Origin of the sequence: Micromonospora trifolii (assembly GCF_050516465.1) — a bacterium.
In the GTDB taxonomy this organism is placed as follows: Bacteria; Actinomycetota; Actinomycetes; order Mycobacteriales; family Micromonosporaceae; genus Micromonospora; species Micromonospora trifolii.
Window position 1 is genome coordinate 5267335 of sequence record NZ_CP191526.1, and the last position, 15703, is coordinate 5283037.

The window sequence follows — 15703 nt, forward strand, 5'->3', positions numbered from 1 at the left end:
GTACCGGGTGCGTAACGTGCCGGACATGGCCTTTCGGACCTGGGGCAGACTGCTGCTCACGGCGCTCGGGGTGAGCGTGCTGGCCGGAGCCGGCCAGCTCGGCGTCGCGTACGGTTTCGGCATCGTCCGCCTGACCGGCGCCTTCACCGGTACGACCGTCAACCAGTGGCCGGCCCAGCTCGTCTGGGTGGGCTGGTTCGCCGCGAACGCGGCCGTCGCCGGCGCCGTCCTGACCGGACGCCTCGCTCGCCGCGACACTCAGGCGACCAGCACCGGCCGGCAGTTGGCGGTCGGTGGCGCGGCAGCGCTCGGCGCCACAGTCATCGCCCCGCTCTGCATGCAGCCCGCCCGCGCGGCGGAGCTGATCTCCGTTGACCCGGTCTGGGCGGTGGGCATCTGCGCCATGGTCGGTGCGGTGATCGGGGCGGGCGCAGCGATCGCCGTCCTGTTCCGGCCCGAGCTGGGCTGGAACATGGCGGCCGTGGCCGGCGCGGTCTGGCTGCTGGCGCTGATCTCCGTCCTACCGTCGCTCGGCACGGTCGGCCCACTGCCGACGGTCCGGCTCGGCGTACTGGAGCCGAGCTGGCTCGACGACGCCGCCGCGCAGCGGCTGGCGCTGCTCCTGCTGCCCATCGTGGCGCTGCTGGCCGGCGCGGCGACCGCCGGGCTGGCTCGCTGGCGGGGCCAGGCACCACTGGTCAGCGGGGCCACCGGGGTAGCCGGTCCGGTGCTGGTGGCGTTCGCCTACCTGACCGCCGGCCCGGGCGACGCGGTGGACCGCTACCAGACCGCCCCCTACTACGGCTCGTTGATCGCGATCCTCGCCGGAGCACTCGGCGCGGCCGCCGCCGCGCTGCTGCGCTGGCCGACGGGCACCCGTGCGGCCGATCCGCAGGCCATCGAGCCCACCGCCATCCTGCGCCCGCTGCCCCCCGGCCCGGCGCTGCCCGGCGCGGCGAACGACCGGGACAGCGCCGAGCGCACCGACACGGAGACGACAAACGCCGAGCTGGCCACCGCGCAGCCTGGCGGCGTCGTTGCGGGTCCGTGGGCGGCGGGCGACCCCGATCCCGTACGCACCGTCCCGGCTCACTGGGACTGGCCGGAGACCACAGCGAGCGGACAGCACGGTCCGGCTCCCGCCACTGCTTCTCCCGCCGCCCCGACTCCCGCCGCCCCGACTCCCGCCGCCCAGACTCAGCCCGCGACCTGGCTGACCGCGCCGACCGGTGAGTTCACCGCCGCAGGGCACACGCTCCCACGCCAACATGATGTCCCGGCCACGACCGAGCCCTCGGCCAGCACCGACGTCAGCAACGCCACCGACGCCTCCGCGACCGGCACCGCGACCAGCACCACGGCCGGACGCGTCGACGCCGCGACCCCGACGAGCGGCCGAGCGGCCGACGAGCTGAGCGGCAGCTCGGCGACGGGCACGAGCGGCAGCACCGCGACGGGCACGAGCGGCAGCTCGGCGACCAGCGGCAGGCCGACCGATGGGCTCACCACCCGCAAGTCCGCCGCCACCCCGAGCAGCACGGGTGCACCCGGTTCCGGCACGACCAGCACGGCCGCGACCAGCGCTCCGACCAGCTCGGACACGCCCATCCCCGCGACCGGCAGCACCGCCCGGAGCAGCGCAGCCGCGACCAGCACGGGCAGCGACACCGAGGCGACCAGCACAGTCCCGACTGGCGCCTACGCTCCCAGTCCCGCCGCCACAGGCACGAGCAGCACGAGCAGCACGGGCACGAGCGGCACGGGTGCGAGCACGGAGGCGACAAGCGCGGGCACGGCCGACCAGGACACGCCCGGGGCGCCGCCGACGATCAAGCCGCGACGCAGCCGTAAGTCGAAAGTCAACCCGGGCGCCACCGCCTCCGGGGTGGCTGACGACACGTCCCCCGCCGGTTCGGCAACCACCAACGAGACGACCACCAACGAGACGACCACCGACGCAACGCCCGCGCGCGAGACGACCACCGGCCGCGCCACGAAGGGCACCCGGCCGGGGAGGTCCGCCGACAGCACCGGCTCCGACGCGGTCGCCGACACTCCGGCGCCCAGCCGGGGAAGCCTGGGTGAGCGGTCGAGTTCGACCTCCGAGGTCGACTCGGCTGCTGCCGCCGGCACGGCAGCGGCCCGGACCACCACCACGACGCCGACGAGCGGGTCGGGCACATCCGCTACCGGCGCGAAGCGAGCACCGGCCACCCCCGTCACCGGCTCGAAGCGAGCACCGGCCACCTCGACGACCGCCGGAACCGGCGCGACGCAGGTGCCAACCAACCCCGCGACGCAGGTGCCAACCAACCCGGAGTCCCCGACCACGGCAACCGACGCCACACAGACCCCGGCCACCCAGACCACCGCGACCGGGGCGACACCAGCACCGAGCACCGCAACCGGCGTGACGCGAGCGGCGGCGCCGACCAGCGCGGCCGGCCAGGTTGGTGCGGAAGCCACCCCGCGCGTCCCGAAGGCCGGCACGGGCAGCAAGGCAGCACCGGCCGAGGCGACAAGCGATTCTGCAATCGCCGGGGCTCGTGGCACCGACAGCGCGCGGCCCGCCGCCGAGGACGTTCCCACCGCCGGGCTGTTCGGGGCCACCGCCGCCAGTGACCCGGACGCGGAGCGGTGGACGCCCGCGCCGTCGGCCTGGCCGGTCGCCCCGACATGGACGGTGCCACCCCAGGCCTCCGAGCCGGAGGCAACCGCATCTGAGGGGTCCAGCAATCCCGACGAGCCGACCGGGCCGACGCCCAGGCCCCGCCATCGGGCACCGTTGCCGGACCTGAGCCGGGCCGGCACCTGGAACGCATTCGACACCTCCCGGCGCCGCGGGTCGGCGGGATCGCAGGACAGCTCGACGGCACGGACAGCACCGACCGAAGCCAGCGAGACCACCACTCCGGCCGAATACCCGGCTCCAACGGAGTTCCCGGGCACGGCGGGCGCGCCCTCCGGTTCCGCCACCACCAGCGCCACCACCACTAGCGCCACCGCCGACAGCGACAGCGACAGCGGCAGTGGCACCGGCACCGGCACCGGCACCGGCACCGGCACCGGCGATCCGACGCCTGCTGACGCCACGTCGGCAACGCCGACGCCTCCGAAGGTGGCAGAGCAGCCCTCCCGGCGAGGGCGGCTCGGCGGGCTGTTCCGCCGCAACCGGTCCCGCGCCGACGAGGAGAGCCCGAAGACGTCGGACGCCGCCGAGCCGCTGGCGACCCAGGACGAGGAGTTCGTCGACTGGGTCGCCGGTCTGAGCAAGCCGGTGTCGGACAATGAGCCCGAGCAGGAGAACGGCCGCCGGTCGTTGCGCTCCACCGGTCGGCACCACCGCGACTGACCCACCCCGACTGACTTCACCACCCAACGTTCAGGCACGACCGATCGCCGTTGATCGACTCGGGTTCATTGAAACCGGGCTGTCCCGAGCTGCTAGACACCCCGACACCAATGAACCCGAGTCGATCACCCCGCGACCCCAGACGGACGCCCCGGGATGACGCACACTGTGGGTCAGGCGAGCGGTAGGTAGACCCGGCTCCCGCCGGAGACGAACTCCTCCGACTTGTCCTTCATGCCGCGCGCCGCGTACTCCTTGAGCTCTTGGGTGATCTTCATGGAGCAGAACTTCGGGCCACACATCGAGCAGAAGTGCGCGGTCTTCGCCGGCTCCGCGGGCAGGGTCGCGTCGTGGTACGAGCGCGCCGTCTCCGGGTCCAGCGAGAGGTTGAACTGATCCTCCCAGCGGAACTCGAACCGCGCCTTCGAGAGCGCGTCGTCCCAGGCCTGCGCGCCGGGGTGCCCCTTGGCCAGGTCCGCCGCGTGTGCCGCGATCTTGTACGCGATCACGCCCGCCTTCACGTCGTCCCGGTCCGGCAGGCCGAGGTGCTCCTTCGGCGTGACGTAGCAGAGCATCGCGGTGCCGAACATGCCGATCATCGCGGCGCCGATCGCCGAGGTGATGTGGTCGTACGCGGGCGCGATGTCGGTGGTCAGCGGACCGAGCGTGTAGAAGGGCGCCTCGTGGCACCACTCCTGCTGAAGGTCCACGTTCTCCTTGATCTTGTGCATCGGCACGTGACCGGGGCCCTCGATCATCACCTGGACGTCGTACGCCCAGGCGATCTTCGTCAGCTCACCGAGGGTGCGTAGCTCGGCGAACTGCGCCTCGTCGTTGGCGTCGGCGATCGAACCGGGGCGCAGGCCGTCACCGAGGGAGAACGTCACGTCGTAGCGCGCGAGCAGCGCGCACAGCTCCTCGAAGTTGGTGTAGAGGAAGTTCTCCTCGTGGTGCGCCAGGCACCACGCCGCCATGATCGAACCGCCGCGGGACACGATCCCGGTCACCCGGTCCACTGCCAGCGGCACGTACGGCAGGAGCACCCCGGCGTGCACCGTCATGTAGTCCACGCCCTGCTCGGCCTGCTCGATCACGGTCTCCCGGAACACCTCCCAGCTCAACTTCACCGGGTCGCCGCCGACTTTCTCCAGCGCCTGGTAGATCGGCACCGTTCCGATCGGCACCGGCGAGTTCCGCACGATCGCCTCACGGGTTTCGTGGATCCGCTTACCAGTGGACAGGTCCATCACGGTGTCCGCGCCCCAGCGGGTGGCCCAGGTCAGCTTCTCCACCTCCTCCGCGACCGACGAGCTGACCGCCGAGGTGCCGATGTTGGCGTTCACCTTGACCAGGAACGCCTTACCGATGATCGCCGGCTCGCACTCCGGGTGGTTGACGTTGAGCGGGAGCACCGCCCGACCGGCGGCGATCTCGGCCCGCACGAGTTCCGGGTCGACGTTCTCCCGGATCGCCACGAACTCCATCTCCGGCGTCACCACACCGGCCCGCGCGTACGCGAGCTGGGTGGGCCGGTGACCGTCCACCCCGGCGAGCGGCGTGCCCGCACCCCGTACGGGGGCCACGTCACCCCGCTCGGCGATCCACGGCCCGCGCAGCGGCGGCAGCCCCACCTCCGGGTCCGAACCAGGGCCGGACGTGTCGTAGAGCCGCACCGGCGGCAGGTCCCCGGTCAGCCCCACCTCCGCGAACGGCACCCGGACATCCGGCCGCGAACCCTCGACGTACACCTTGCCTCGTGCGTGCATGACAGCCTCCCTGGTGATCAAGCGGACCAACCGAAATGGTTCAGCGGCCCGCGTCCCGCGCCCAGCTCCCAGCCCCGCGCGCCGGTCAGCGCACGGAGCACGTACGCCTTGGCGGCCCCCACGGCGGCCGGCACCGGATCGCCCAGGCCGAGCCGCACCGCGATCGCCGCCGAGAACGAGCACCCGGTGCCGTGGGTGTGCCGGGTGGTCACCCGGGGTGCGCGCAACAGGGTGGTGACGCCGCCGCCGTGCAGCACGTCGACCGCCTCGCCCCCGTCCAGGTCACCGCCCGTGACCACCACGTACTCCGGGCCGCCGGCCACCAGGGCCTCGGCGGCCACGACCATCGCGGCCACGTCGTCCACCGGGCGTCCGGTGATCGCCGCGGCCTCCGCGCAGTTCGGGGTCGCCACCCTGGCGTACGGCAGCAGCCGCTCCACCGCGCCCACCACGCCCAGCCGGTGACCGCTCGTGGCGACCAGCACCGGGTCGACGACGAGCTGAGGCAGCCGGCCGTCCCGGGCCGCCTCGGCCACCACGTCCGCGATCGCCGGGGTGCCGAGCATCCCCGTCTTCACCGCGCAGACGGCGAAATCGGTGAGCACGCTGTCCAACTGCTCGGTGACCGTGCGCGGGGGCAGCGGCAGCACCGCGTCGACACCCCGGGTGTTCTGCGCGGTGACCGCCGTGAGGACGCTGGTGCCGTACGCGCCCAGCGCGGCGAAGACCTTGAGGTCGGCCTGGATGCCTGCGCCGCCGCCGGAGTCCGATCCGGCGATGGTGAGGATTGTGCGCGGGGTCATGTGGCCTCTTTGGTTGCGGTTTGGGGCTGCGGCCGACCGTGCCCACTCCGGGCGGTCAGGCTTGATCCCTGCGTGGGCACGGTCGGCCGCAGCCCTCGTCGTGGGGACCTGGCTGCCTCCGCGCTGGGTTTTGAGAGCTTGGGTGTGACCGCCTCGACATAAGCGCTGGTCAGACTCGCCGCTGCCTCGGCGGGGTCTTCTGCTCGCATCAGTGCGCCCAGTACGGCTACTCCGACGGCTCCTGCTTGGACGCAGGCAGTCACCTGTTCCGGTGTCTCGACTCCGCCGAGGGCCAGCAAGGGCACCGGGCTGGCGCGAACCAGGCTGCCCAGGCCTGCAACGAGCAACGGTGGGCCGTAGCCGGGCTTAGTTCTGGTGGGCCAGACCGGGGAGATGGTGGCGTAGTGCTCGGTGGTCAGACGGTTCAGCTCGGTCTGGTGGTGGCAGGAGCGACCAACCAAGCCGTGGGTTGGCGGTGGGTACGGGCCGGCGGCGGGCAGGTGCACGGCGTCGCCGCCGAGCGGGTCGGGGCCGGCCACGATGAGGGTTCCGCCGACTTCGGCGAGGATCGCGCGCAGGTCGGCGGCGAGGGAGGCGCGTTCGGCACGGGGCAGGTCCTTCTCCCGCAGCACCACCCAACGCACTCCCCCGGCCACGGCGCCCGCCACCACCCGGTCGAGCCCGCCCCGCGCGACGAGCCGGTCGGTCAACACGACAACCCCGGACGGCGGGGTCACAGCTCGGGTCTTCCCTCGTCGGGGGTGGAGGCGAGCGCGTGGAAGCGGCGCTCGATCCGGCCGGCCTGGGCCGCCAGGCGCCCGGCCTCGACCGCGTACCGCATCGCGGTGGCCATCGCCACCGGGTCGGCCGCCCGGGTGACAGCGCTCGCCAGCAGCACCCCGTCACAGCCCAGCTCCATGGCCAGCGCCGCGTCGGACGCGGTGCCGATGCCGGCGTCGAGGATCACCGGAACGTCCACGCCCTGCCGGATGAGTCGAATGTGGTGCGGGTTGCCGATGCCGAGCCCCGAACCGATCGGCGAGCCGGCCGGCATCACCGCGGCGCAGCCCACGTCGGCGAGGCGACGGGCGAGCACCGGGTCGTCGCTGGTGTACGGCAGCACGGTGAAGCCGTCGGAGACCAACTCCTCGGCGGCGCGGAGCAGCTCCACCCCGTCGGGCAGGAGCGTCCGCTCGTCGCCGATCACCTCCAGCTTGACCCAGTCGGTGTCGAACGCGTCCCGGGCCAACCGGGCCACCTTCACCGCCTCGGTCGCGGTGTGGCACCCGGCGGTGTTCGGCAGCAGGCGTACGCCGCACCGGTCCAGCAGCTCCAGCAGCCCGCCGGTGGAGCCCGGCGCCGTGCCCACCCGGCGCAGCGCCAGGGTGACCAGCTCGGTGCCGGACGCCCGGATCGCCTGCTCCAGGACGTGCAGGTTCGCGGCGCCGCCAGTACCGAGGATCAGGCGTGAGGTGAAGGTCTCCCCACCCAGCTCGAACGGCACGCCGCTCACCCGCCCTGCGCCGCGGTGAGCACCTCGACCCGGTCACCGTCGCGCAGCGCACGGGCCGGCCAGCCGGTTCGGGGCACCACCTCGCCGTTGACCGCGACCGCGACCCCACGCGGCTGCGCCACGATGTCGCGGACCAGGTCCGCCACGGACGCGCCAGTTGCGACGCTGCGCCCGGCCCCGTTCACCGTCAACTCCACAGGTCCCCCTCCATCGTCGGTTCAGGTCCTCCCGACGCGGCCAGCGCGGCACCGCCGAAGCGATCGGCCCGGAAGGGCGCGAGCAGCGGGTCGGGTACGCCGCCGAGCACCAGGTCGGCGATCAGGTCGGCGGTGATCGGGGTGAGCACGATGCCGTGCCGGTGATGCCCGGTGGCGGCCAGGACGTCCGGTCGGTCGGGCAGCGGCCCGAGGATCGGCGCGTTGTCCGGGGTGCCCGGGCGCAGCCCGGCGACCGCCTCGACCAGGTCGTACTCGGCCAGTTCGGGCAGCAGGTCGACCCCGGCGCGCAGCAGCCGCTGCACCGCGCCGGCGGTGACAGTGGTGTCCGAGCGCTCCTCGACCGTCGCGCCGAGCACGACCTCACCGCCGGCGCGGGGCACCAGGTAGACGTGCTCACCGTCGGCGTACCCCCGGATCACGTGCCGGAAGCCCGGCGCGACGCCGTCGGGCGCGCGGAGCCGGAGGATCTGGCCCTTCACCGGCCGCACGGGCAGGCCGGTGAGCGCGGCGGCCCCGCAGCCGGCGGCGACCACGGTGACCGGCGCGTCCACGTCGGACAGAGACCGGACCGGCTGCGGCACGAGCACCGCGCCGGCCCGCTGTGCTGCCGTGCGCAGCGCCGGCACCAGCAGCCGCGGGTCGACCTGGTGGTCGGTGGGCGCGAGCGCGCCGCCGCGCACCCGTGGGGCGAGCGCCGGTTCGCGGTCGCGCAGCTCGCTGGGGCGCAGCGGCGTCACCGGCAGGCCCAACCCCTGCTGGTACGCCCACAGCCGGCGCGCCTCGGCCAGGTCGTCGCCGGTGAGCCCGACCATCAGGGTGCCCTCGGTCCGGTAGCCGATCTCGACTCCGGTCGTTTCGGTCAACTCGGCGGCGAACGCCGGCCAGCGGGCCGCGGACGCCAGCAGCAACCCGGTCAGCTGCCGCTCACCGAAGTACGCCTCGGCGACCGGCGAGAGCATGCCGGCGGCCACCGCCGACGCCCCCGAGCCGGGCGCCGGATCGTGCACCACCACCCGCAGCCCTTGCGCGGCGCAACGCCAGGCGATCGCCAACCCGATCGGCCCCGCCCCCACCACCGCCACGTCCGGCCGGACCCGGTCGCTCGACGGCGGTGACGGGGACCGGCCGGTCAGCACGTCAGGGCCTCGATCAGCTCGGCGGTAGCCCGTGCCGGGTCGGCGGCGGTGGAGACGGCGCCGACCACCGCCACCCCGTACGCCCCGGCGGCCCGCAGCGCCGGCACCCGGGCTGCTGTCACTCCGCCGATCGCGATGACCGGAACGTCGACGGCGTCGACGACGGCGCGTACGCCGGCGGGCCCGATGGGGTCCGGCAGACCGGTCTTGGTGCTGGTGGTGTGACACGGCCCGACGCCGAGGTAGCTGGCGCCCGCAGCGACGGCCTCGCGCGCCGGGCCCGGCGCGCGGGCGGTGGCGCCCAGCACGCCGGTGGGGCCGAGCACCCGGCGGGCGGCGGCGACCGGCAGGTCGTCGGCGCCGACGTGCCCACCGGCGGCGCCCACCGCCAGCGCCACGTGCAACCGGTCGTTGACCAGGCAGGTCGCCTGGTACGACGCGCAGAGCGCGAGCACCCGCCGGGTCAGGTCGTACGCCTCGCGGTCGGTGGCGGAATCCTCGACCCGGACCTGCACCACCAGGTCGGCGTGGGCCACGGTGAGGGCGGCGCGAACCACTGCGAGTGGGTCGCGACCGGGTCGGGTGTCGGTGATGAGATGCAATCGCCCCAGGGACGGCACGGCAACGCTCCTCCCTGCGCCGGCATTACCCGGATCAGGTTCAACGGTCGGGGGCTGTCAGCCCCCCTCTCAGCCCGGTACACCGGGCTCCCGTGGGTTACTTGCGTGTCACCGTACGACAGATCCGCCGGCCTGCCAAGGCGCGGGGTCGGCGGTGGCCGGCGGACCGGGTCGCACCAGAACGACCGAGATCCATGGGGCACTTCATACGGTCCTGTTCGGAATGTCGCCCCCCGTTGCAGAACCGTTACCCGTCCGCATCTTGCCCGACATCGAGCCAGCCGAATTAATTTGTTCAGCGATTCGACAAAATGTCGGTGGGGGCACCCTGGCACGGTGTGAACACCGGCTCCATCAGGGACGGCCTTCGGCGAGCCGACTCCCGCGAGCTCTGTCACTACGACACAGGAGGCGGCGTGTCCCGTTCTCGTCGTGCCCGCGTACCCATCACCGCAACCCTGATCTCCCTGGCCATGGCCTCGACCACCCTGTTCGGCGCGCCCGCCCAGGCGGCCGCCCAGGTCCCCCCACGGGATGCGAAAGCCGCAGCCCCGGTCAGCCAGGTGGCGCCGAAGGCGCCAAAGGCCGCGGCCGATCCCTTCTCCGTCCTCGTCTTCTCCAAGACCGCCGGCTTCCGGCACGACTCCATCCCCACCGGCGTCGCCGCCATCCAACAGCTCGGCGTCGACAACGGATTCACCGTGGACAACTCCGAGGACGGCGCCGCATTCAACGACGCCAACCTGGCGAAGTACAAGGCGGTGATCTGGCTCTCCACCACCGGTGACGTGCTCAACGCCGACCAGCAGGCGGCGTTCGAGCGCTACGTGAAGGCCGGCGGCGGTTACGTCGGCATCCACGCCGCGTCGGACACCGAGTACAGCTGGGCCTGGTACGGCGACCTGGTCGGCGCGTACTTCGCCAACCACCCGCAGAACCAGCAGGCCACGGTCAAGGTGGAGGACCACGCCCACCCGTCCACGGCCGGGTTGCCGGACCGGTGGTCCCGGTTCGACGAGTGGTACAACTACCAGACCAACCCTCGGCCGGACGTGCACGTGCTGGCCAGCCTGGACGAGAAGAGCTACACCGCCGGTGCCGGCGCGATGGGTGCGGACCACCCGATCGCCTGGTGTCAGGACTACGACGGTGGCCGCTCCTGGTACACCGGCGGGGGGCACACCCGGGAGTCGTACGCCGAGCCCGAGTTCCTCTCCCACCTGCTCGGCGGCATCCGCACCGCGGCCGGGGTCGAGAACGCCGACTGCGGCGCCTCGAAGACCTCGAACTTCGAGAAGGTCGCGCTGGACAGCAACACCAGCAACCCGATGGAGCTGGACGTCGCCCCCGACGGGCGGGTCTTCTACATCGAGCGCGACGGTCGCGTGCAGATCGTGAAGCCGGACACCGGCAACACCGTCACCGCCGTCGACCTGGACGTCTTCACCGGTAACGAGGACGGCCTCATCGGCATCCGGCTCGACCCGGACTTCGCCACCAACAAGTGGGTGTACCTGTACTACGCCCCGAACGACGGGGTAACCCGCAACCTGCTGTCCCGGTTCACGGTGACCGGCGACACCATCGACCTGGCCAGCGAAAAGCAGGTGCTGCGGGTCGACACCCAGCGCAACACCTGCTGCCACGCCGGCGGCAGCATGGCCTTCGACGGCGACGGCAACCTGTACCTGGCCACCGGTGACAACACCAACCCGTTCGAGTCGAACTCGTACTCGCCGATCGACGAGCGGTCGGGCCGCCAGGACTACGACGCGCAGCGCACCTCCGCCAACACCAACGACCTGCGCGGCAAGGTGATCCGGATCCACCCCGAGGACGACGGGACGTACACCGTTCCGGCGGGCAACCTCTTCGCGCCGGGCACCGAGAAGACCCGTCCCGAGATCTACGCGATGGGCTTCCGCAACCCGTTCCGGATCGGCACCGACCCGAAGACCAACACGCTGTACGTCGCGGACTACGGACCGGACGCCAACGCGGACAACCCGAACCGGGGCCCCCGCGGTCTGGTCGAGTGGAACGTCGTCACCCCCGGCAACTACGGCTGGCCGTACTGCACGGGCACGAACGAGGCGTACAACGACTACACGTTCCCGTCCGGCCCGAGCGGCGCGAAGTTCGACTGCGCCGCCCCGGTGAACAACTCGCCCAACAACACCGGCCTGACCAATCTCCCGCCGGTGGTCCCGGCGACCGTCGACTACGGGTACGCCGGTGACGCGCGTTACCCGGAGATCGGCGGCGGCGGCGCCCCGATGGGCGGCCCGGTCTACCGCTACGACGCCGACCTGAACTCGAACCGCAAGTGGCCGGCGTACTACGACGGCAAGGCTCTGCTCGGCGAGTGGAACCAGAACAAGATGTACACCATGCAGCTGACCCCCGACGGCAAGTCGTTGGTGGACATCAACCAGTTGCTCACCGGCATGAGCATGGTCCGGCCGATGGACTTCGAGTTCGGCCCGGACGGGGCGCTGTACCTGATCGAGTGGGGCAGCGGCTTCGGCGGCAACAACGACAACTCCGGCGTCTACCGGATCGACTACACCGCCGGTGACCGCGCACCGATCGCGGCGGCGTCCGCCAACCCGACCTCGGGTCCGGCGCCGTTGACGGTGACCTTCTCCAGCGCCGGCTCCCGGGACCCGGACGGTGGCACGCTCACCTACGCCTGGACGTTCGGCGACGGGCAGACCTCGACCGAGGCCAACCCGACCCACACGTACGCCACGGCGGGCAACTACACCGCCCAGCTCACCGTCACCAACCCCAAGGGCCGGACCGCGGTGGCCAACGTGCCGGTCACCGTGGGCAACACCGCGCCGACGGTCTCCATCGAGTTCCCACCGGACGGCGGCTTCTTCAACTGGGGTGACCAGGTCCGCTACTCGATCAAGGTGACCGACCCCGAGGACGGGCAGATCGACTGTGACCGGGTGCAGCTTCAGGTGCTGCTCGGTCACGACGAGCACGCCCACCCGCTGGAGCAGCACACCGGCTGCACCGGCACCGTCCAGACGTCGCTCGCCTCCGGGCACGGCGCCGAGGCGAACGTCTTCGCGGTCTTCGAGGCCACCTACACCGACAAGGGTGGTGCTGGCGGCTCCGGTGCCCTGACCGGCCGGCAGATCGAGATCCTCCAGCCGAAGCAGAAGCAGGCCGAGTACTTCACCGCAACCGGGCGTGCCCCGGTGAGCACCGGCGGTGGAGACCCCGGTGTGCAGCGGGAGGCCGGCGCCGACACCGCCGGTGGCGGCCAGAGCGTCGCCTTCATCGAGGATGGTGACTGGTGGTCGGTCGCTCCGGCGGACCTGACCAACATCACCGAGATCCGCTTCCGGGCCGCCTCCGCCGCCGCTGGCGGTCGGATCGAGGTTCGCGCGGGTGCGGTTGACGGACCGGTGGTCGCCACGGCCGTCGTACCGTCGACCGGCGCGTGGCAGACGTACACGGACGTGAGCGCACCGGTCACCGGCGCCGCGAGCGGCTCGCTGTACTTCCTGGCCCGCGATCCGAACGGCGGAACGGGTTCGCTGTTCAACGTCAACTGGATGGACTTCGTCGGCCGCGGTGTCACCGAGAACGGGCCGCCGGTGGTCAGCGCCACGGCCACCCCGGCCACCGGCACCGCACCGGTCACCGTCGCCTTCGACGGCACGGCCACCGACGCCGAGGGCGACACCCCGTTGACGTACGCCTGGGACTTCGGTGACGGAGGCACGGCGACCACACTGGACGCCAGCCACACCTACACCAGCCCGGGCACCTTCACGGCCACTCTCACGGTGACCGACAGCAAGGGCGCCAAGTCCTACGCCACAGTGCCGGTGCGGGTGGACGCGCCGGACACGTCCTGCTTCGGGGCGCGTTCGGACGACTTCAACGGCAACAGCCTCGACAAGGAGCGCTGGACCAGCGTCATCCGGGAGAACCAGCTCTACTCGCTCAGTGGCGGCGCGCTGCGGCTGCCCACCGGCGTGGGTGACCTCTACGGCGCTCGCAACGACGCCACCAACCTGGTGCTCCAGGCGGCCCCGACCGGCGCGTGGGAGATGACCACCAAGGTCACCCTGCCGGTGACGGCCAACTACCAGCAGGCCGGCGTCCTGGTGTACGGCGACGACGACAACTACGCCAAGCTGGACCTGCTGTACAACGGCAGCCGGCGGGTGGAGTTCATCCGGGAGGCGGCGGCCACGCCTCGCAACGAGGCCGCCGACAGCGCCGCCGCACCGGCGGGTGACACCGTGTACCTGCGGATCACCAGCGACGGGACGAACCTGACCGCGTCCGCCTCGGGCGACGGGCAGACCTTCACCCCGGTTGGCCGTTCGGCCGCGCTCGATGGCATCACCAACCCGCGGATCGGGGTCTTCGCGCTCAACGGAGGCACCGAGGCGCCGGTTGTCGACGCCGCGTTCGACTCGTTCCAGGTCACGCCGGACGCTCCGGCCGGCCCGGTCGACCCGTCGGACGAGTTCGCCGGCAGCACGTTGGACAAGTGCCGGTGGGACGCCGTGACGCGGGAGGACCCGAGCGGTTACCGGGTCACCGATGGCGCGCTGCGGATCGACGTGCCCAACGGTGACATCTACGGCACCGACAACACCGGGCCGAAGAACTTCATCCTCCAGACCGCGCCGTCCGGCGACTGGACCCTGGAGACGAAGGTCGACGGCAGCCTGCTGAACGAGCAGTACCAGCAGGCCGGTCTGCTCGTGCAGGCGGACGACGACAACTACCTGAAGCTCGACTTCATCGCGGACAACCAGGCCGGCCAGGCGGTGACGCGGCGGATCGAGTTCCGCAGCGAGATCGCCGGGGTGGTCCAGAACCCGCAGCCCGAGGCGGGCAACCTGACCTCGGCGGTGTGGCACCTGCGGCTGGCCCGCACGGGCGACACGTTCACCGCGTCGTACTCGGCCGACGGGACGACCTGGACCGCGTTGACGGCGCTGACCAACAGCGCGGTCGGGGCAACCCCGAAGGTGGGGCTGTTCACCCTCGGCGCCAACCAAACGGCGTCGAAGACCGCCTCGTTCGACTACTTCCGGCTCAGCACGAAGGTGGCCGACGAGACGGCGCCGGTGACCACCGCGGCGGTGTCCGGTACCCCGACCGACGGGTGGCACACCGGGCCGGTGACGATCACGCTCACCGGTGCCGACGAGGCCGGCGGTAGCGGGCTCGCCGGTACGGAGTACCAGCTGGATGGGGCCACCACCTGGACGGCGTACACCGCTCCGGTGGCGGTCAGCGGGGACGGCGAGCACGAGCTTCGGTTCCGCTCGACGGACAAGGCCGGCAACGTGGAGGCGACGAAGACCGTCTCCGTCAAGATCGACGCCACCGCGCCGGTGACCTCGGCGACGTTCGCTCCGGCGAACGACGCCGGTTGGCACAACGGGACCATCCCGGTCGTGCTGACCTCGACCGACGCCGGTTCCGGCGTCAAGACGGTCGAGTGGTCGCTGGACGGTGGCGCGTGGACGCCGTACTCGACGCCGGTCGAGGTGACCGGTGACGGGCAGCACGAGCTGCTGTTCCGTTCGACGGACAAGGCGGGCAACGTCGAGACGCTGAAGTCGGCGGTGCTGCGCATCGACGGCACCAAGCCGACGCTGCTGGTGTCCGGGCTGGCCGACGGCCAGCTCTACGGCGACAGTCAGGACGTCCGGGTGGCCTGGCAGGCCGTCGACCCGACCTCGGGCATCGCGAGCGTGGTCGGTCAGCTCGACGGCCAGGCGTACGCCAGCGGCACTCTGCAGGCCATGTACGACCTGTCGCTCGGCCTGCACGAGCTGACCGTGACCGCGACCGACAAGGCGGGCAACAAGACCACCTCGACGGTCCGGTTCTTCGTCACCACCTCGTTCCGGGACATGCAGAGTCTGCTGGACCGGTTCAAGGCGACGGGGCGGCTCTCGACCAAGGCGCACAAGCAGCTGTCGAACAAGCTCGACGCTGTTCGCGCCTCCGAGGCGGCCGGCGACGACAAGGCTGCCGTCCGGCAGCTGACCGCGTTCCGGACGCTCGCCAGCGACGCCACGCTGGTGTCCGAGGCGGAGGTCCGGGACGTCCTGATCCGGGACGCCGACGCCATGATCGTTCGGCTCGGCGGCGCGGCCAGCAAGGCCGGGGTCAAGGCGAACGACGGTGACCCGGTCAAGGGCACCGGGCGGCTCGGTGGCGACGCCACCCGGCTGGCACCCGGTCGCCAGCTCTGATCCGACGAGGCCCCTCCCCGGCGCTGCGGCGTCGGGGAGGGGCCTCC

At 72.2% G+C, this 15703-nt stretch carries 9 protein-coding genes and 1 riboswitch; of the genes, 2 read left to right on the forward strand and 7 right to left on the reverse strand.

Features of this window, described 5'->3' with window-relative positions; all coding sequences use genetic code 11:
* Positions 1-25 precede the first annotated feature (25 nt).
* Positions 26-3352 carry a hypothetical protein gene (locus ACQRWP_RS24470; RefSeq protein ID WP_430498045.1) on the forward strand — a complete coding sequence of 1109 codons (3327 nt, stop codon included), beginning with the start codon at positions 26-28 and terminating at the stop codon, positions 3350-3352.
* 173 nt (positions 3353-3525) lie between these two features.
* Here ACQRWP_RS24470 and thiC read toward each other — a convergent pair whose 3' ends face one another.
* The 7 genes from thiC to thiE all read right to left on the reverse strand — a co-directional run bounded on the left by thiC (position 3526) and on the right by thiE (position 9408).
* Positions 3526-5118 carry a phosphomethylpyrimidine synthase ThiC gene (gene thiC / locus ACQRWP_RS24475; protein ID WP_430498046.1) on the reverse strand — a complete coding sequence of 531 codons (1593 nt, stop codon included), beginning with the start codon at positions 5116-5118 and terminating at the stop codon, positions 3526-3528.
* A 17-nt stretch (positions 5119-5135) separates the two neighbouring features.
* Positions 5136-5921, reverse strand: a complete 786-nt coding sequence (gene thiD, locus ACQRWP_RS24480; protein ID WP_430498048.1) for a bifunctional hydroxymethylpyrimidine kinase/phosphomethylpyrimidine kinase — start codon at positions 5919-5921, stop codon at positions 5136-5138.
* Entirely contained in the window at positions 5918-6658 is a 741-nt protein-coding gene (locus ACQRWP_RS24485; RefSeq protein ID WP_430498049.1) for a thiamine phosphate synthase, read from the reverse strand. Before ACQRWP_RS24485 ends, thiD begins: the two co-directional genes overlap by 4 nt.
* Positions 6655-7434, reverse strand: coding sequence for a thiazole synthase (locus tag ACQRWP_RS24490; RefSeq protein ID WP_430498051.1), 780 nt, complete (start codon positions 7432-7434; stop codon positions 6655-6657). The genes ACQRWP_RS24485 and ACQRWP_RS24490 overlap by 4 nt, the downstream gene beginning before the upstream one ends.
* Positions 7431-7631: a sulfur carrier protein ThiS gene (thiS, locus tag ACQRWP_RS24495; protein ID WP_430498053.1), complete on the reverse strand. Its 201-nt coding sequence runs from the start codon at positions 7629-7631 to the stop codon at positions 7431-7433. Before thiS ends, ACQRWP_RS24490 begins: the two co-directional genes overlap by 4 nt.
* The gene (gene thiO / locus ACQRWP_RS24500) at positions 7622-8788 is read right to left on the reverse strand and encodes a glycine oxidase ThiO (protein ID WP_430498054.1); all 1167 of its coding nucleotides are present in this window, start codon (positions 8786-8788) and stop codon (positions 7622-7624) included. Before thiO ends, thiS begins: the two co-directional genes overlap by 10 nt.
* A complete protein-coding gene (gene thiE / locus ACQRWP_RS24505; protein ID WP_112676872.1) occupies positions 8782-9408 on the reverse strand; it encodes a thiamine phosphate synthase in 627 nt (208 codons plus the stop codon). The genes thiO and thiE overlap by 7 nt, the downstream gene beginning before the upstream one ends.
* A riboswitch (TPP riboswitch) is annotated at positions 9403-9512 on the reverse strand. Its footprint overlaps the gene before it by 6 nt.
* 312 nt (positions 9513-9824) lie before the next feature.
* Between thiE and ACQRWP_RS24510 the strand changes: the two genes are divergently transcribed.
* On the forward strand, positions 9825-15656 hold the full coding sequence (locus ACQRWP_RS24510) for a ThuA domain-containing protein (RefSeq protein WP_430498057.1): 5832 nt from the start codon (positions 9825-9827) through the stop codon (positions 15654-15656).
* Positions 15657-15703: the final 47 nt, after the last annotated feature.